Consider the following 20099-nt stretch of genomic DNA (forward strand, 5'->3'; position numbering starts at 1 on the left):
ATATTGGCAATTCATTGCAGTAATTTGACCCGGGCATCTTAAGAAACTAGCTGCCTTCCTGCAGCCGGCAAGCTCCTTATGGGAAATTAAGGCGTAGCGTGGCACTCTTTAAAAATATAGACGCCGTCGTCAGCATCGCCCGGCAAATCGATATGACCGGAATAAGTTGGATATCCTTGAACCGCGACACAAACTTTACGCAATTTTCTATTAATCATTACCGGCCATAAACTCCTTGCTCTATCAGGCAAAGATGCATGGAGCTTAAGTTCTAAATGAGCGTCCCATAAAGCACCTTTTTCCTCGCGCAATATAAAACCTTGAGGAACATATTGGCCATCAATTGGATCATAGGTCCACAAACCAACCGTTTCCCATTGGCCATTGCTCGATTCAACCTTTTTGGTATTCGGCGCAGTTTGAGGAAAAAACAAATTTTTAGCAAGAGAACCTAAAAAAATAACGGTTGCGACAATGATTGCGCCTATCACTCCCATTAACCACTTTTCCCACTCAGAGCATTTTTTTCTTGTCCATATTTTCCATAACGACTGATTATTTTTAACCGACATCCTTTATCTCCTTATCATAAAACCTCGTTAAATACAGAAATTAACCATATTCACAAGACAGTGATCATTTTCCACCAAGATCATCATCCGATATTTTACGCTCAAATACATACTCGAAAAACAAAGTATTTTGAGAGGGGCCCTTTTGATTCGATAGGCGAAAACCATTTTTCTCAAGCACTTTTATCGATCCTTTATTGTCAGAGTCAACGCCACCAATGATAGAGTATATTCTTTTATCTAATAAAGCCCAGTTTACGACGCCTTTTATTAAATCACTTCCATACCCTTTTGACCAATAATCTTCGCCGATAAGATAACCAATATGCAAGTTAGCTAATTGTTCGTGGCATTCAACCTCATGGAGAAAAACGAAGCCAATGATTTCGTTACCGGGCAATAGTTTGACTGTCAAAGCGCAGCTTTCTTTTAATCGTTGTTGCCACCAATCTATTGCCTCTTTTTCTGTCGTTATCTTCTGCCAGTTTTCTGGCAACGATTGGGTTACTGCAGGTGTCATTAGCTTCATAATGCAATTAGCAAATACTCGTTCCGCTTCATCATCAGTCGGGTCGATTTGATAACTTTCGACCAACAGTTTATCTGTACGAAAATGACATCGCTTATTGAGTGGTGTGACTAGATTCATTTTATCAGTTTCCACTTAATTAATTGATATAAAAATTTAAGGCACGTTTATACCATTGATTAGCTATCCCGAATTCAGGTTAGCTAACATTACTCATCGCCTGCTCAATTGGTATCGAGCCACGATACAACTCAATCGTCTTGTTAATCGTGCTTTTGTTATGGAGACAATAATGAATTGCATCAGCAGTATCCGCGCGTGAAATAATCTGTAGTTCAGGATTCTCAGGCCTTTCAGTTTTAACCAACCCGGTACCCACTTCATCATTGAGCTGGCCAGGTCTGAGAATCGTATAGTTTAATCCGCTGTTTACCAGGTGCTTATCTGCAAAATGTTTCGCAACCAGGTAAGGTTTAATAGGCTGTGGTCCGTTATCAGGATTATCCGCTCCTCTAGAGCTAACCATGACAAAATGCTGAACATCGTCATGCCTGGCAATATCAATCACTTTGCAAGCTCCCCACAAGTCAATTAAAAGCGTTTCCTCTGCACCAGTTCCTGCCCCGGAGCCAGCAGTAAAAACAACTTTATCACACCCGGCAAACGAAACTTCAAACGCTTCTCCCAGGTTACCGACAATCACTTCTATTCCTTTATCGGCAAACATCTGCGTTTTGTTCTGACTCCTTACCATTGCAACAACCGACTTATTCTCAGCGTGCAAACGCTCAACAACCATCCTGCCAATTTTTCCACTCGCCCCAATAACCAGTGTTTTATTCATTATGAATGCCGTCTCCAATTGTCGTTTAATTTTCAGTAATCTCTCAGCCTGCTACTTACCGAATTAACTTCTACTCTCGAAATCGAGTGATACAACTCGACCAGTCCCACTATCCTCTAGCAATTTCAGCAAGTAGTCACTACTTAAATTTAATCAAGAAAATTCAATAAACTTGCTCTAGTTCGCACTATCCAGGCGAAGATAAATAAACTCATTTTAAGATATTGAACTAAACTAATCATTACACCCGAGAAAAACTAAGCGACCTATGTGACGGAGTCAATCTTGTCAGCATTAGATAAATACTGGCATTTTAAAACATTGATAAAATATCGAGCATTCATAATTCTGTGCGTGTGTTTTCTGCCACTGTCAGCCAATGCCAACCATGCAATCGACAACCGCATTAAGATCGTTACCGAAATTTTACCGCCGTATCAATACGTTGGAAAAAATGAGCAGTTAGATGGATATGCCGTTGATGTTGTTAACACACTCATCCAACGACTGAACATAAAGATAAAAGTCGAAGTCTACCCGTGGGCGAGAGCATACAACTATGCACTCCATAAACCAAATGTTTTGATATTTTCAATGGCTCGTACACCGCTGCGAGAAGATAAGTTTGTCTGGATTGGAAAATTACACCATGAAAACTACTCTTTTTATAGCCTGGCTTCTGGCCGCGCAGTCGATAAAGCAAACCTCAACGAAATTAAACCCTATACTATCGCAGTAACCCGAGGTACAGCTTTAGAACAATTTCTGTCGAAAAAGAATTTTGAATACCTGGAAAAAACCAATAACATGAAGCACGCTATTAAAATGCTCTACAAAAAACGAGTCGACCTGATATTTGGCGATGACTTTATCGTCAAGCTGCTAACCAAAGAAATGAATTACGACTTTGAACAAATGAAAGCCGTTTTCAAAGTACCAGAGATTAATGCCGACCTGTATATTGCGATGAGTAAACACTCAGATACCAAGCTAGTCGAACGTGTCAGAAAAGCATTCAATCGAATGAAAAACGAAAATATCATTGCCGATATTAAAGCAAAGTGGCAAATGTAGCTTTTTACACATAGAGTAATTCACCGAGTATTTCACTCGATAAAATTTAACCAGATCTTTCTAGTTTTCTCCCACCAAATCACGTAAAATCCCCTCCCCTTTTTTTGGCTGGCTGCTTTTTAGTTGGTCTACGCTCGAATTGTTCACGGCACACTCTTCAAAATCAGCGAGGTTATACATGTTTGCAGGATTAGATTTTGGAACATCCAATTCAGCCATTGGAATCAAGAAAGATAAACAGGTTGATTTGCTACCTCTTTTTCAAGAAGAGCAATTCTTACCCTCAACACTCTACACGCTCGATCGGAATTTCGTGTGTGAGTACATATACAACCAACTAACCGATAGTGCTAAACAAGATTACAAAGATAGTCGTTTAAAGGAACTTCAACGCGCGGAGTCAACCAAACGAGAGCTGGGTATTGATCCAACTGAAAAGCATCACTACTTTGGAAAACCGGCAATCGAAGCATATATCGAAAACCCTGAAGAAGGTATTTTTATTAAGTCTCCAAAATCGTTTTTGGGGTCAACCGGGCTATCTGACACTCAGCTCCAATTTTTTGAAGATTTAGTTTCTGCCATGATGCTCAATATCAAGCGCGTAGCAGAATCACAGATCGAGGAAAAGATATCACAAGTTGTTATCGGACGACCGGTTAATTTTCAAGGGGTTAATAGCGACAAAAGTAATCAGCAAGCAATCGAAATCATGGTAAAGGCAGCAAAACGCTGCGGATATAAAGATATTGAATTTCTTTATGAACCTTTAGCCGCCGGTGTCGATTTTGAATCAGGGTTAACCACCGACAACATTGTCCTGGTGGTCGATATCGGCGGTGGAACAACTGACTGCTCGATGGTAAAAATGGGGCCGTCATTTATCAAGAAAATTGATCGAAGCGATAACTTTCTGGCACATAGCGGTCAACGGATTGGTGGAAACGACTTAGATATTCACCTGGCATACCGCTCGTTAATGCCTTTATTTGGCCTCGGCACTTTTCAGAAAAAAGGCATCGAAGTTCCTATTGCTCCTTTTTGGAGTGCGGTTGCCACTAACAACGTCGGAGAACAAACTCAATTTACCAGTCAAAAGTTCGCCAGGGAATTAAAAACTCTGCGTATGGACGCAGCAGCTCCGCAACTGATAGAGCGACTTATTTACCTGCAGGAATCAAAACAAAACCATCGAGTTGTTCGTTCAGCCGAGCTCGCAAAAGTTGATATTAGTGAAAATAAAACAACTGAAGTTGTTCTTGATTATATCGAAAATTCACTGAGCCAACATATCAGTGAATCTTTATTTGAATCCTCAATCGAAAAGCCATTACAACTTATTAAAGCACTTATTCAGGACGCCATTAGTCAAGCGGGAGTCAATCCTGATATCGTTTATATCACTGGTGGTACGGCCAAATCACCGACGGTGAGAAAGGCAGTCAAGGAAGTGATTCCAGAAGTAAAAATATATGACGGTGATTATTATGGTAGCGTTGCCGCGGGGTTGACTAAGTGGGCTGCTAAAATATTTGCCTGAATTAGAGGGTGAGAAACAAACACATCAAAAAAATACCTCCGATATTGTCGGAGGTATTTTAATGGGTTTAGTCTGTGATTTCGCAAATAAAACAGGTGATTAGTCTATTAATAATTCTGACACCCAGATATTATTTTGGTCAAGCCCTTCCCAAGCCATGTACAAAGAGTCACTAGTTGGTGTTAAACCTATGGGACCTATTTGCGTAGCACGATCAGAAAGCTCAGTTTGCGGCGACCAGTTAATTCCATCTTGTGATGATGATACCCAGATATTATCCTGATCCAATCCTTGCCAAGCCATGTAAAAAACACCCAGACTATCAGAATGAGTGATCCCTGGTGCAGATTTAGTGGCGCGATCAGTAAGCTCTTTTTGAGAGCTCCAGTTAATACCATCTTCAGAAGTCGATACCCAAAGATTATCTTGCCCTGAACCTTGCCAAACCATTGCGAACAACTTGCCATTTGGCCCCTGGGAAGTTCCAGTGACGGCCGGACCATTTCGGGTTGAACGATCGCTCAGCTCTCTTTGGGGCGACCAACTAACACCGTCGCTCGACGTCGACACCCAAATATTATCCTGGCCCACACCGCGCCAGGCCATAACAGCCAGATTATCAACACCGGCTAATGTCGGGTTATTTCTTGTCGCTCGATCTTCCAGCTCTTTTTGAGGCGACCAGTTAAGGCCGTCATTCGAAGTTGAAACCCAAATATTGTCCTGCCCAAGTCCACGCCATGCCATTACAAACTTTCCATTAACAACCGCCAAAGCTGGCGCATCCCGTGTTGCTCTGTCCTCCAATTCTTTTTGTGATGACCAGGTTCTGCCATTATCACTTGAGACAGAGACCCATATGTTATCTTGATCTAACCCTCTCCATGCCATACATAGAACACCGTTTGTTGCTAATGCAGGTCCATTACGAGTTGCTCTGTCAGTCAATTCTCGTTGAGGTGACCAACCTGTCAAATCAAGATTTGAGTACGCACTTGAATTTTTATCTGATTTCATAATAGTTCCATTAATGTAATTACTTCGTTTAAGAAATATTGAGCGCCAAATGAAAAACACAGATCGAATGGCGTTTCCATACCGAACACAATTTTTGAAAATTTCAAAATGAAAAATTGCAACGCTCATCGACAAAAATCATGTTCGCAAACGTTTTAGTCAGTGGCTGTTTCTCACTACCTAAAGGCAAATACAGTGTAGAAGACAATTAAGAAAATTAATGAGATAAAATAATAAATCATTCAATTATTTGAATAGTTTTCTGCCGGTGAGATGCCCCATTGAATGAGTGATAGCAGAATGAAATATTTGGCAACCATTAACAGAAATTTCAACGTGAAATAAAATATTGCTCAAGCAAGAAAATATAATTTGGCCGAGTAAAAATTAACTTTATTGCTCTATATTTTTTAACTCAGTGACCCATTAGGGCAAACCAAATGGGTCACTCTGTTAACAGTTATTTACCAGCGTTTGTTCTTCGTAATCTGACGTAAAAATATTTCACGTTTTTCATTTTGATCATCCGCTCGCCGAGAAAGCAAATTTAGATTATTTTCAAATGGAACACTATCAGAATAACAAATTGTATTCTTGTTTTCCGGTAACTCGCCCGTCAGCAAATAATCAAATGTGATCTTATCAGCACATGCCGACAAGAAAGGTGTTGTGTGTCCCCAACCTTCAACGGTTACTAAACGAGACTCAGGCATTAACTCAGCAACAACTTCGGCGCCATGATAAGGTGTTGCCGGATCAAAACGTGTGCTGGTGACCAAAATTGGATGGCTGGTCTGGTGATCAAATGGGCCTGCAAAACGGTTCTTTGCCGGGCCTCGCCAAAATTTGCACGGGCTCGAACTCCAGGTCCAATAGGCACCAAAATATCCGTTTTCATGGTTCGCCACTTCGCCGGCAAACGGCCACATAAAATAATCGTGAGGGTTGTCTGAATCACTACAAAGAACACTGGTAAATCCCTCACCAGATTGCGGTAGTTTCTCATCAGCCGACAATTGATTTTCAATTCCTAGTTGCTTATGCAGTGCAGTTAAACTCGGTGCAATTTCATCAGGCGTAAGCATTTGTTCTATTTGCAGTAACATCCCTGCAAAATTCGGCCAGGACGCTGCAGAATACATGGTTCCGGTAGTTAAACCTAAAAAAGCCTCATCTGACAAAATATAAATCTCTCCATTACCTAATGGTACTTCCAGAGGTTCAACCTTTAGCCGCTGAAAAATCTCGTCGAATCGTTCTGCTGAATTTCCGCTAAAAAGACAAGTCTCAGAATTCGCATCACATAGGCGAAAAAATTCGTTGAGAGAATCCATTGTACCAATGTCACTTTTTAGTCGAGTTGTCACCGGCATGTAGTAACGCTCAAAATCACGCCCAGTAGACCAGGCTATGGGGTCTAACACACCATCAACAACTAACGCACGAATATGGTTAGGAAACATGTTGGCGTAGGTCATTCCCAAATACGATCCATAAGAATAACCGACAAAATTGATTTTTTCATCGCCCACCGCTCGCCGCAGTAAATCAAGATCTCTCGCGACATCCGCGGTTGACATATTTTTGAGAATATCACCACCGTTTTTTCGACAAGACTTCGCATAAAATCTGTCGGCGCGCTTATGTGCCTTGATTTCTTTGTAAGTTTCCGGTGTTTGAGAAACATTATATGCCTTTGACTGATCCTCCACAGTTTTAAAACAGGTCAACGGATTACTCGCACCGATGCCTCGCGGGTCAAAGCCGATCAGATCAAACTTTTCTCTCACATCATCACTAAACCAAAATGTCCCCACATTCAATAACATGCTCACACCGGATCCGCCAGGTCCGCCGGGGTTTAAAAAAATGGAACCAATTTTATTTTTCTGATCGGTCGCTGGATAGCGAGCGAGTGCAATGGTCGTGGTTTTGGATCGACGCCCAGACTTTCCAGGCTTGAACTTTTTATAATTGAGTGGTACTTCTACTGTTGCACACTGAAATGGTGCATCAGCGTTTTCACATGCTTGCCAGTTTATTTCAGGCGTAGCAATTGAATTCATTAAGATTTCGTTTTCGCTTTTTTTCTTAAAGTCTTCGGCGCTTGCATTGAATCCGACAGTGGCGAAGGCGAGTACGAGCGGTAACTTCATGATAGTTCGAGATATACCTCTCGACTTATTTCTCATTAAACAACGATCAACTTTTTCAGTTTTCATTTTCTTTCCTTGTGTTCAATTGAAATAACGAAGGAGTTTGCCCTTCAGTTGAGAAGCTACGACAAAAAAGAAATGGCAATAGTTCATTTTTTACGGCAACAAAACTGTATAAAAATGTAGGAAAATTACTTGTTGAGATAGTTGATTTTTTCTATTCAAAAAACAACTTGATTCCTTTTAGTTTTTGAATAAATTCAATACTTTTTAACCAGAATATATTTGACTTCTGTAAAATCTCCTAACCCGCCTTTCTGTCCAGAAAAAAATACATTCACTCACTTTAAATAAAAGTTTCAAATGAGATATACCTTATTGTCATTAAACAATGATTCGCTGGTTATTCTTTCTTGATGACTATAAGCTACAAAGTTTTTATTTTATAGTTATTAGTAAGGAACAAAGTTGATCTTAGAAGTCGCAACGCTTGACGTTAAAACAGGCCTCGAACCCGAATTTGAACTAGCATTTATCAAAGCACAAAAAATTATTTCGAGCATGCCGGGATATGTTTCTCATCAACTGCAAAAGTGTATCGAAAAGCAAAACAGGTATATCCTCTTAGTCAACTGGCAAACCCTTGAAGATCACACAGTCGGCTTCCGGGAGTCACCGGAGTACCAAGAGTGGCGTTCACTACTACATCACTTTTACAATCCTTTTCCTGAAGTCGAACATTATCAATCTATTGATAAGAATGAGAACACTCATGGTGTTGTATAAAAAAACAGACAACTGCATGAGTAAAAATAACAAGAAAGTTCTGCTTCGTATTTCGGAAAAAAGCTCGGTAGAATAAATTCTACCGAGCTTTCAAATTGACAAACCTGCTCCAACAGGTCATAAAGTTTTTTAGTCGAATGAAGCCGTCAAAGTCAAACCTGAAAAAGTATTATAGCCTTTCACTCTAACATGCCACCGCCCAGCACCTGGACTTGGCTCTGTACAAGTTTCAGTATTACCGTTCACCCAGGGTCGACAATTATAGTCACTGTCTGTCGGCTCAGCGTTAAAGCGAGTGTATAAATCGGCATCACCGCTACCGCCGTTTATTTTAACAACTAAATTAGTCGCGCCTGCAGGAACGTCAATATAAAAACGCAGGTCGTCGTTTTGACTGGCAGCTAATCCCGTTTTTGGCACACCATTTTGCAGCGCATTTGGATCAACTTCTGTGACAGTAACTAAAGCCGAGGCTGTACTCGTAGCCCCTTGATTATCAGTAACAGTCAAAGTGACATTATAAGAACCGGCAGTGTTGTAACTATGACTTGGGTTGGCACCGGTGCCACTACTACCATCACCAAAATTCCAACTATAACTACTTATGCTACCATCCGGATCAGAAGAACCAGAACTGTCAAAGACAATTGCTGTGCCTACATTACCAGTGTACGGGCCGTTTGCATTTGCTATCGGTGACTGGTTACCGCCGCCAGCGGTGTAACTCGCTTTTAAGGTAACTCCACTAAAAGTATTGTAGGCTTTCACTCTAACATGCCATCTTCCTGCGCTGGGGTTAGCTTCTGTGCAAGTTTCAGCGTTACCATTTTTCCAGGGTCGACATTTATATTCGCTATCAGTCGGTTCAGCACTAAAACGAGTATATAAATCTGCATCACCTGTTCCGCCGCTGATCTCAACGACAAAGTTTGTCGCACCAGCAGGCACATCAATGTAATAGCGAATGTCATTATTTTGAGTAGCGGCTAATCCAGTTTTTGGCACGCCATTTTGTAGCTCATCCCCAGAGCTAACATCAGTGATGGTAACCGTCGCAGTGTCAGTTGCGGTAGCGCCGTCGTTGTCAGTGACTGTCAACGTAGCAGTGTAAGTACCTGCGGCAGAATAACTATGACTTGGGTTTGCATCACTACTGCTATTGTTATCACCAAAGTCCCAATGATAACTGGCAATGGTGCCATCGCTATCGGAAGAACCTGAACTGCTAAAACTCACTGCAGAGTTAACAACTTCAGTGTAAGGGCCATTGGCTTCAGCACTTGGCGCAACATTGACGCCGTTTTGGATATAGCGCGTCAGTAAAGTAACACCTGAGAAGTTTTGATTGGCTCGAATATGAATGTAATTCCAACCCGGTTTTACCGGATCGACTAAGACAGTTTCTTCGGTCGTAGGACCATCAGACTTATAATCGAAATCACTGTCGGTTGGCCGGCTATCATGTTTGTGAAGAATATCTGCATTTCCGCTTCCATGCCTTAATGTAATCTGCATAGTCACATCGACCAGTCCAACCGGAACACTGGTTGCTAACTGTAACCAACCGCCATTGCTAACATCTTTCAAACACATGGCAACACCAGCTTCAATTCGTGTTTCGTCACTGGGTTGTCCCGCCGCACAAGCATTTATTCCCACCTGATCATTACCTTGAACGTCATCGACGTTTATCGGTTCGACTGGTGACGGTGGACGAGTATTATCGATGACACAACCAGTCGAGGTAACCGTTGGCAACCACGCCGCGAATGATGCGTCATAGGTTTTGTTGTTAACCCATTGGTCAACCATAGTGTCTCGATACTCCTGATATTTCCCTTTCCTGAATTTCTCGAGCATATCGAAAAAAACACTATTATGTTTTTCAAACATATAGCGAACGGCTAAATATCCCCACGGATAAATACGCGTTTGGCCAACACCATATTCGTTTTGAAAAATGGTACTAATATCATAGGTGCCAGCAGCCGCTTGAGCAGCAGCCTCATCATTACAATTTTTTCGTGAGATAAATTCCGCGATACCTTCACCATACCAGACAGTACGACCTGCGCCATTAATATCGCCAAAGTCACCCTGTGTATTGAATCGGCCATCAAGATAATGGATATATTCATGGCGTAGATTCCAGATATCAAATATCGGCCGCTCGGGTACATCTTCATAGGCGAAAAAAGTCGCCTGGTCGCCAGGTTTGCTTGGGTCGCCTTCTAAGTAAAGACCACCATTATCAGTGCTCGCTCCAAATAAAACGCCACCATACATTCCCCATTCTCGACTGTTATTAAAAACAACCATGCGTAGCTTGTCGTTATCATCGGGTACAACCGGTGTGTTGTTGGTTTTCATCGAACTATGGAAATAAGTTTCGTGAGCCCCAAGTGAATTACAGGCCCATTCGAGTTGCGCCTGATTCATATCTTGCGCCCACATAAACAATGTACCGGAAGGACAGGTAATCCGATCATTCAGAACATTGGTGATAATTTCCTCTTTCTTAGAACACAGATTATAAACATCACAAGAATCGTTATAGTTGAGTCCGGATAACGCCAGAAGATAGGCACGTCGACCAGTGTCTCCTTTATCATAACCAAAATTGTTAAATATTTTATTTAGTTGGAATTCCAGGTCAGATTTAATAGACGCAAAGTGTGAATCGTTTCTACCTCGATAAATATTGGCCAACTGATAAGCTACATTATGTAAATGATAATCAGCAGATGGTTTATCAACCCAGGATAAGTTGTCGTGGATAAAATTACCCAAAACCGAGATTAACGAACTGTTATGCTCAGCAGCTCTACATTCAGGCTTATTCGCACAAGAGTTCAGCGTAGTCCAGGTAAGTTCAGCCAAAGCATTACCCCATCGTCCGACCCCCTCAAATGAAGCATCATATTGATCGAGTAAATTTTTAGTTGTTGTCACAAACCTTTCACCAATAAGTGCGTTGTTCAAGTCAACCGCAGCATGTTCAACCACCGCTGCATTAACTTCTGTTTTATCGTAAAAATGACTATTAGCGAATAAAGCTGCCGCCGCCGCAGCGGTTGCGTCCTGGTTTTCGGGCGTTAAAAGCTGTCGATTACCATAATAATAAAACGCACGAATCCAATAATATAAAGAACTTAAATATTCTCCAGGATCGGTCCCATTATAAGATTGGGATTTACTCTTCGCCTCGTTTGCCACAGTAATAATGTTAGCTTGCGTGAAAGTACCCAGTTTTGCTGAGTCTGATGCATCATTAAAGAATCGTTCGACACAATCAATACCCTGGGTTTTAATTTCATTCAGTAACGCGCTGCCAGAAGTACTGAATGCATCATCGTTACACGCGATTGCGGCGCTAACATTTGATGACGTTTTCTTATTTTTTAGCGCGTCTTTTTTTGTAATGGAGATATCACTGTTTTCACTGTGGTCGAGTGGAACAGCAACGTTCGGCGAGTGCACGTGTTTATCGTGGCTATGCTCAACTCGTTTATCAGCTAAAGATGTCAAAGTTGAAACACCTTTGACTTTCGGGCTTTCCAGGCTAGATGCCTGTGACGAACTACTCATGACTAATAACGATGCTAAACACATCTTTATCAGGCATAAACTGTTTTTATTTTTATGCTTCATTTTTGAAATCCTCCTTAGGATTTTTGTAACGCCGTTTCGCAAAAATAAATCTTCACCTGCTCGCCTCTAGCTGCAAAAGCAGGCCTTACTTATTAGTCAAAACTGATTAATGCGCGTTACGATTTAATTGAGAAAATGATTATTTCTCTCTTCTTGTTATTTATTTTTCTCGAATAAGAAAATGCCCAAACAGCATGACAAGCAAGCACACCTTTCTAAATTAAAGGTATGCTACTGATCATATTTGGTAAGTTCGTTTCGAGAGATTATTTAGTTTGTTCATCCGCATTTCGATGAACCCGAGGAGGACAAAACCAACAACAATATCGACAACAATATTAACGAAAAAATATTCATGATAAATGGAACCTCCGCCGAATTTAGCTATAACAATCCCTTCACCAAATTATTTGGCTAGCCAATTATTCTTGTTAATTTCGCCTTCTATTCACCCATTAACAAGTGCTCAAAATATATACGACCGCACATATCATGTACACAATAAAATTATCTTTGTGCACAATTACCATGATTAGAATCCGTTACAGCGAACTAGTTGAAATTACAATTAATGAGGGAAATGATATTGTAACCCGAGCAAATCGCATCATAAGAAAACCGGATCACAGACAGAGAAAAACCGTTTCGCATATTCGTAAGAACTGGATCACACTTTGCTTTACACCAGTTAGAATTGATAAATTGGAAGATAGGTAAAACACGATCTTTTAATTTAATAACGTCGTTTGATAAATATAATTCTCAATAACAATTGCTAATTTTTCGACTGCGTTTATTAACTGAACAGCGAAAAAAAATTCCGACTTAACTTTGAGAAAATAAAACCAAAGTCTGAACATTTTCTGCTAACTCGCTACTTAACCACAAAGACAAGATCTTACTTTTCAAAAAGGTCTTACTTTTCAACAGTGTCTTTGTTGTCCTCACTACTGCAGGGTGGTACGTCATTCTGGGGAATTTTGGGAGAGGGGAAAATGGTTTGGAATTTATACTAAATATTGAGTAAGTTTTCCCTCCCTCTAGCTCCCTCCCAAAGGGAGGGAGAACATAGCTCTCCGAGGCAGTTAACTATAGCGTAACCAACATATAACGCTCAGACTTAAGCCGGAAGTGCCATTGATTAAACCACTAATGAGCTAATGGCAATCCACTCGGTAACTCGTCAGGAATACTGTCAAGTTTGTTAATCGATGACGGATCTGTCAACGCCGACAAGAACGCCATTAAATCTTGAATTTCTCTTTCGCGCAATGGACGGCCATAAACTCTCAGATAAGGCGACACTGTGCTTAATAAAGCGTCAATTGTTTCAGGGTCATCCTGATATGTACCTCTAAACTCAGGCTCAACTTGAGAATCATCATAATTAGCTAACGATGTTGCAGGGTCAAGATGATGACGAACCGCATCTTCTAATCTCGCAAACGCGCCGTTATGAAAATAAGGTGCCTCCAGTTCTATATTACGCAAAGAAGGTGTGCGAAATTTAAAATTATCATCAGGATTTCCATTAATTGCACCACGACCTAAATCCAATGGCGCGGCATCACCACGACCAGAACCTACCTGTGGCGCAGCAATATTATGGAAGTCAAAATCTGTCTGTAAACCACCGGAATGACAACTCGCACAATTGGCTCTCCCATAAAATAACAGCGCCCCTCGCTTCGCCCTTTTAGACATCGCATGATTGTCGCCTGCTAAATATTGATCAAAGGGAGAATTTAAAGCGGTAAATTCATCAATCATAAAAGCACCAAGCGCTTCGGTGATATGTGTAATATTTAATTCACTTTCAGGAACACCTGGAAATGCGGCGGCAAGCATATCGTCGTAAGCAGGATGATTTGTCACTCTGGCGGTTACCAATGGCCATATCTCGGCAAAATCATCGTTAGTCAAATCGCTCATTTCATTTGGATTTCCGAGCGCATCAAGTTGCCCGGGGAAACCTCTCATTTCTTCATCGGGCGTAACCGGAATAATCGAAAATGCCGCTAAAGCACTAGTGAAGTTTTGTGGCGTGTCATCACCAGCTGGTGAAAAAAATCCATCTTCAGGATTCCCACCTAAGCGTCCATCCCAGAACATAACATCCCAACCTTTCACGCCTCGATTCCAGAGGCTCAAAGTATTACGAGCAAGGAATTTGAAAAACTCGCCATCTTGACGTCTTGCAGCTCCCAAACCTGTGGCTCCCTGACCACGTGATTGACTTTGCGCATCGGCAGACCCCAGAACTGGGTTATGGCAGGTTGCACAGGAAATATTTCTGGTACCGGCAATTTCTTTTTCAAAAAAAAGATTACGCCCCAACTTTACCAGTGCAGGATCTTGAGCAGGCGGCGCTTGCACAGGCCCAACATTGTAATAAGAAAGTCTGGCACGTAACCGATGGTCAATCGACCTGCCATAATAGAATTGTGAGTTTTTTTTAGCCTGACTGTTTTTAGTTTGATTAGTCTTTTGTTCAAATTGGCTATCGATAGTTTCAGCCTGTATCTGACTGAACGAAAAAATGGAACATGATATCAAACAAAAAAAGGCTGTTTTTTTTAGCTGCAAAACCATAGCGACACTCTCCTCTTTAGTTGAACGCTAATGAAATAAACATCTAACTCAAACAAAATTCACACATCCCTTTATTTTTCATTCGCCCCAGAACAAAAAATAAACTGATGTATATTGATTGATAAAATGTCGTTAAAAAACTTGCTTTACTTGATGATTAAAACCGGAAATTATCACGCGGATATCACAAAACTATCACAGAGGGCGTTAGCAAAAATATATCTTTGAAAATATCTCAGAGAGGGTAAAAATAATATTTCAAACCACCAAAAATTATCGCAATTCAAGAATAAAGTTAGCCATTTTTTTTCAAAAGAAAAAATAAAAAATTGGCGAGCTTTACGGAGAAAATTATTGGCCGTTATTAGTTAACAATTGTTATGAGAATTAGTTAACAAATACTTTGTGAATATTTACAAAAAATTCGAAATGAGATTTTAACTTGAAAGTTTAGTTGTTCAAGGAAAGGACTAAGATTAAAGAAAAGTTTAGTTACTTAAAAAAATAAGAAGAGGGCCATTATGCCCTCTTCTTAACGCTGGCTAATTTTAGTTATGAGAACCCACTAAAGAAACATTTGAATAAGGCTGATAGGCCTTAACAACAATGTAATAAGTTCCAGCTTGAACATTAGGAATACTACAGGTTTCATTGTTTCCATTCAGATAAGGACGGCAATCGTAACTGTTATTTGTTGGTGCAGAACCATACTTAACATAGAGATCTGCATCACCCGAACCACCTGAAATAGCAAATGATAAATTACTTGAACCAGCCGGTACGTTCATCGTGTATGTTTTAGTCGCATCGGCGAAAACCGCAACACCATTAGACAACTCATTATCATTAGGCGGCGGAGTAACATCGTCATCATAGCTAGCCGTTAAAGTTGCACCAGAATAAGCCGCATAACCATTCAACATCACATGGTAAGTTCCCGCCTGAACATTGCTGATGGTACAGGTTTCATTATTACCATTTTGATAAGGTCGACAATCATAACTGGACGCAGTCGGTTTAGAGCCAAACTTAACAAACAAATCCAGGTCACCGGTGCCACCACTTGTCACAAATTTTAAATTGGTCGCGCCAGACGGAACCTGCAAAGTGTAATAAGTATTACTACCTTGTGCACCACTAACATTCACACTTTGGCCATTGGTTAATTCAGAATCGCCTGGTGGGGGCGGCGGTGGTGTATCACCATCATAACTACCCGTTAATGTTGCACCTGAATAAGCCGAATAACCATTTAACATGACATGATAAGTACCAGCCTGAATATTACTGATGGTACAGGTTTCATTATTACCATTTTGATAAGGCCGACAATCGTAACTTGATGACGTTGGCTGCGAACCAAACTTGACATACATATCCAGATCACCTGAACCACCGCTAGTTACAAATTTCAAATTGGTCGCGCCGGCGGGTACTGTCAATGTGTAATATTTGTTACTACCTTGCGCACCACTCACACTCACTCCGGTGCCATTAACTAACTCAGTATCACCAGGAGGGGGAGGTGGTGGTGTCCCACCAATTTTGTCATTAATCCAGTCCACATAACTGAGTGTTCGAGTAAATGCTGTCGCTCCAGAACACGCTTTGCCCCAACTGACGGTACCAAAGCTATAAGCTATACCATTTTGTCTGGCGACAAAAGGTCCGCCGCTATCACCGTTACACGCAGATTTTCCGTTTGGCCCTCCGCCACAAATCACAGAATCATTAATTGCATTGTCTAACTGTTGTTTACATTGTTGAGTTGACAGGACAGGCAGATCAACTTCTAATAATACATTACTTGAGGGCCCGCCGTTATAGGTTCTACCCCACCCTGAAACAGTCACATTATCACCAACACCAGCGATTGCATTTTGAATCGCCTGAGTTGGCAGCAACGCGCGAGTTAGATTTGATGCCGCAGGAGAACTTAACTTTAACAACGCAATATCATAGCCATACTGGATACCGCCTGAACCTTGCCAATTGGGATGAACAACCATTTGACTAACATTGTGTGAGGTACCGCTATTAACCGTGTGTGATCCCAAACGTACAGTCCAGGAACCGGCAGAACTATTGTCCAGACAATGCGCCGCTGTTAAAACCCAGCTATCAGCGATTAAAGTACCACCGCACCATTGCTGCCCATTTTTGACTAACATCGCCTGATAGGATCTTGAACCTGGCGTTGTTTCAGTGCCATTAACAATGTTCATTTCTACATCGGAAAGCCCAGAACTAGCAGACAAAGTTTCCGCATTTATTCCCAAGCTCAATCCGAGTAATCCGCAGCCAATTGCGGTACCGCGCAACAGCGTCTGCAATGAAGGGGGTTTATTTTTTACCTTGATATTATTAGTACTCTGATTATTTATTATTATCATATTTGTGCCTCCGTTTATGGGTATTTGGATTGGCTTTTAACTTATTGATTTATATTTATTGAAGTCATATAAAAAGCCGACCACGTCATATCAGAGTGTCTATAATTTGTTTCCAAAAATTAAAGCCACTGCATCAGATACAATCTAAGATACACTCCTAGATACACCCTAGCATTAGCCGATTGAGAGGGACAATGGTAAAATTTACGCAAAAAGATAGTAATTCACGTTAATCATGAACTAATAATTAGATTGAGATTGACAGATAATAATCTAGAATCATTCAGCTTTTTCAGCCTGTTATCGCAATTCCAGCACCATGGGCATATGATCAGAACCTGTTCTGATTTTTATCTCGCGAGGATTGCGTACATTGTATAAAGGTCGACACCCGTGAAATTGGTTAGGTACGTTAGTAACAGCATAATCAAGACATCGGCCTGAAATTCGTGTTGCTCCACCGGGATCGAGTATATTGGCTCCGGGCACCCCTTGATGAATCAGATCATCAGGCTCCGCATTCAGATCACCGAAAAGCACAAATGCCGCTCCATGTGCATTAAGCGCATTATAAACCTGCGCCACAATTGCACCATTATTACCTGACGGCGCATGCCAAAAGCAAAAACGGACAGGCCCGGCTGTGCCAACAACGCTGACAGACTTAGGTACTCTCACCAAACCACCCAACGCTGCAGGTGGTGGAGCGCCGCACCATCCAGCCGTGATCGGGCAGTGAGTAAACGCAGAACTGGCACCATTAGCGTAGTAGGCGTAGCACAAATCACTACTTCCTGCAGCAGTAGCTCCGATTCTAGGAGAGCGTCTATCGCCATGGTTGTAGCCGACCTCACAGTAAAAAGCATGGTGAGCGGATGGTGGAAGATCTTCAGACAATTCGTACTTGTTTCGCATCGATTCCGCTTTATCTTCTTCAGCTTTCAGAAACCAAAAACTTCTCCGTTCGTTTCGACTTTCACGGCTAAGAAATTTGCTCATGCTTTTTTTCTTAACTGAACTTCTGGTGACAGCTCGAGTCGCTTCATGTCCAACTTTCCTTGCTGCCTGTTTTTGAGCTGCGGTATAAGCACTTCGAGCGCGTTTTAGTGCCGCCCGGCTAAAAAAAAGTTGATTGGGAGAAAGTCGCTCGATATTCCAAAAAATAATTTTTTTCATCGGTTAATTTCCTTATTAAGGCCGAGGTAATAGTTAACTATTCTAATTCAAAATGTGAGACATTTTTGAAACCACTTAGTCATGAGAAAATTGCACTAGAAGAGTGTCCATCTTATGCCGTTAAAACAGCTAATTCAAATCGAATTGATTTTTTATTTCTGCAAGAGATTTTGTTTTATCAAGTGGGAAACTTCACACTGAATCAATTATCTTCCTTTATGGCTTCGGCCATTTCTTCAGCTTGCTTTTTTTTCTTTTTCTTACACGATACTCTTTTTTCAGGACGAGCAAAATTGCATACAGAAAAACGCTCTTCTTCAGATGATGCAGCAATTGCCCTTGGAACATTGACCAAAACATTCACCCATGGGCTGGCATCTTCTAGCGTAATTGTCGACTTGCTACTACAACCCAATAGTAAAGCCAATAAGAACACACTACAGAATAACTTCATCGCTCACTCATTATGACATCAATTAATTTTATATGATTTATCAGACTAACTTAAAAGTCGGCAGTTCCATTTTTTAAATGTTAAATTTTCTGAGATGAAATTTCAACTGGATTGGTTATCCAGACAAACTAACCCCATCGGCGTTTCATATATTGAAATCTTGACTCCCAAGGCTTTTTGATTGGCGCGGTTCTTTGTTTAAGGCGTGCAGGGTTGTTGGCATTTAAACCCGCTCGCTTTAATTTATACGAATAAACTTTATCAAAATTCGCTTGCGTCATATTGTTTCCATAGTGTTTGGCTGTGCTACGTATTGCCGCCTCAATAATGGTCGCGTGAGCAGTGCCGTGACTGGTGCTATACGCAGGTTTAGTCGGATCAACATGCTGAGGTCGCTGCGCCCAGGACACACCAGGTTTTATTCTATCCATCCCCTGAGGCGTGTAGTCAGTGGTTTGCACATTGCTGCGTATGCGCTTTGCCATTTTACGGCGTTGGTTCCAGCTTGGCTTACTATTAAAATAAACAATTGCGTCATCAGTCTTTTGACCTAACCTGTCAATGCCTTTCATCTTACTTTGAGTAACGAAGCTTTTTTTCGTCGCCGGATTAACTTCGTGTTCTAGTGCTTGCGCCAGTTGAAGCCCTTGATCCTGCCTGGAATTAATAGTAAATCTCCCGGTAGAACCTTGAGGATTAACCGGGTTAATTCGATAAGCAAATAAGTTTGAGGCTCGATTACCCAAGGGTGCTTCATTAGCCCAGGTGCCATTAGTTCTTTGCCTCTGGTGAGCATTATCGCGAATAAATGACGGCGTATCATTGTGTGCTCTTCCCTGGCCGTACACATTAACCGTTGGACTACTCAGGTGACTGATATTATCGAGCATCGTATCTTTAGCAGCTTGATTTAAGCGAGGTCCGGTATCAAGCCCAGGGTTAGTCGCCTGGTAGCTTCGATAAATATCTTTGACGCGCCTTCCCTTATTTGCCTGCCAAACAGTATCTTGAGTTGGAACGGTAAAACTGGTGGGAGCGATGTTTGACTTTCTTGCGTTAAACTCTCTTCTTGCCCAGGTGTCCAGTGACTTTCGGCTTCGAGTTTTCCAAAACGGCATAATTAAAGTGTCCTTAAAGGGCGGATTATTCAAAAGCTCTGGTTAAAGTTGCTACTTGAATGCTTTAACTTAAATCGCGCTGGTTAAATCACTAGTAATAATGCTAGAACGCCTTGTTTATTTAAACAATATCAAAGCGAGATATAAAACGGGGGAAATCAATAAAAGTCAGACTTGTTTGATTCAAAAACTGTCGA

General features: G+C 41.2%; 14 protein-coding genes. 3 read left to right on the forward strand and 11 right to left on the reverse strand.

The genetic code is table 11. The features are described 5' to 3' along the window. Positions 1–86: 86 nt before the first annotated feature. From FLL46_RS10160 to FLL46_RS10170, 3 genes are all read right to left on the reverse strand, one after another. On the reverse strand, positions 87–572 hold the full coding sequence (locus FLL46_RS10160; protein WP_142893402.1) for a hypothetical protein: 486 nt from the start codon (positions 570–572) through the stop codon (positions 87–89). Positions 573–636: 64 nt separating this feature from the next. Beyond that, positions 637–1221, reverse strand: coding sequence for a GNAT family N-acetyltransferase (locus tag FLL46_RS10165; RefSeq protein ID WP_142893403.1), 585 nt, complete (start codon positions 1219–1221; stop codon positions 637–639). A gap of 79 nt (positions 1222–1300) precedes the next feature. Next, positions 1301–1945, reverse strand: a complete 645-nt coding sequence (locus FLL46_RS10170; protein ID WP_142893404.1) for an SDR family oxidoreductase — start codon at positions 1943–1945, stop codon at positions 1301–1303. 285 nt (positions 1946–2230) lie between these two features. Between FLL46_RS10170 and FLL46_RS10175 the strand changes: the two genes are divergently transcribed. Beyond that, complete coding sequence (locus FLL46_RS10175; RefSeq protein WP_168204122.1) at positions 2231–3019, forward strand: substrate-binding periplasmic protein; 789 nt, start codon at positions 2231–2233, stop codon at positions 3017–3019. Between the two features lie 178 nt (positions 3020–3197). Continuing rightward, positions 3198–4559 carry a molecular chaperone gene (gene yegD, locus FLL46_RS10180; RefSeq protein WP_142893406.1) on the forward strand — a complete coding sequence of 454 codons (1362 nt, stop codon included), beginning with the start codon at positions 3198–3200 and terminating at the stop codon, positions 4557–4559. Between the two features lie 99 nt (positions 4560–4658). On the opposite strand, the gene FLL46_RS10185 is transcribed toward yegD, so the two are convergent. Both FLL46_RS10185 and FLL46_RS10190 read right to left on the reverse strand, forming a co-directional pair. Then, entirely contained in the window at positions 4659–5576 is a 918-nt protein-coding gene (locus tag FLL46_RS10185; protein WP_168204123.1) for an exo-alpha-sialidase, read from the reverse strand. Between the two features lie 464 nt (positions 5577–6040). Then, positions 6041–7798: an alpha/beta hydrolase gene (locus tag FLL46_RS10190; protein WP_142893408.1), complete on the reverse strand. Its 1758-nt coding sequence runs from the start codon at positions 7796–7798 to the stop codon at positions 6041–6043. A 402-nt stretch (positions 7799–8200) separates the two neighbouring features. Here FLL46_RS10190 and FLL46_RS10195 point away from each other — a divergent pair, with 402 nt between their 5' ends. Continuing rightward, the gene (locus tag FLL46_RS10195) at positions 8201–8518 is read left to right on the forward strand and encodes an antibiotic biosynthesis monooxygenase family protein (protein WP_142893409.1); all 318 of its coding nucleotides are present in this window, start codon (positions 8201–8203) and stop codon (positions 8516–8518) included. 129 nt (positions 8519–8647) lie between these two features. Here FLL46_RS10195 and FLL46_RS10200 read toward each other — a convergent pair whose 3' ends face one another. From FLL46_RS10200 to FLL46_RS10225, 6 genes are all read right to left on the reverse strand, one after another. Continuing rightward, positions 8648–12169: a collagenase gene (locus FLL46_RS10200; protein ID WP_142893410.1), complete on the reverse strand. Its 3522-nt coding sequence runs from the start codon at positions 12167–12169 to the stop codon at positions 8648–8650. 1149 nt (positions 12170–13318) lie between these two features. Then, complete coding sequence (locus FLL46_RS10205) at positions 13319–14761, reverse strand: cytochrome-c peroxidase (RefSeq protein WP_142893411.1); 1443 nt, start codon at positions 14759–14761, stop codon at positions 13319–13321. 548 nt (positions 14762–15309) lie between these two features. Then, positions 15310–17154, reverse strand: a complete 1845-nt coding sequence (locus FLL46_RS27845) for a pre-peptidase C-terminal domain-containing protein (protein ID WP_142893412.1) — start codon at positions 17152–17154, stop codon at positions 15310–15312. A gap of 300 nt (positions 17155–17454) precedes the next feature. Beyond that, on the reverse strand, positions 17455–18330 hold the full coding sequence (locus FLL46_RS10215) for an exonuclease/endonuclease/phosphatase family protein (protein WP_142893413.1): 876 nt from the start codon (positions 18328–18330) through the stop codon (positions 17455–17457). A gap of 202 nt (positions 18331–18532) precedes the next feature. Beyond that, a complete protein-coding gene (locus FLL46_RS10220) occupies positions 18533–18784 on the reverse strand; it encodes a hypothetical protein (protein WP_142893414.1) in 252 nt (83 codons plus the stop codon). Positions 18785–18912: 128 nt separating this feature from the next. Next, entirely contained in the window at positions 18913–19902 is a 990-nt protein-coding gene (locus FLL46_RS10225; protein ID WP_142893415.1) for a T3SS effector HopA1 family protein, read from the reverse strand. Positions 19903–20099 lie beyond the last annotated feature (197 nt).

It is taken from the genome of Aliikangiella coralliicola (assembly GCF_007004725.1).
GTDB lineage: Bacteria > Pseudomonadota > Gammaproteobacteria > Enterobacterales > Kangiellaceae > Aliikangiella > Aliikangiella coralliicola.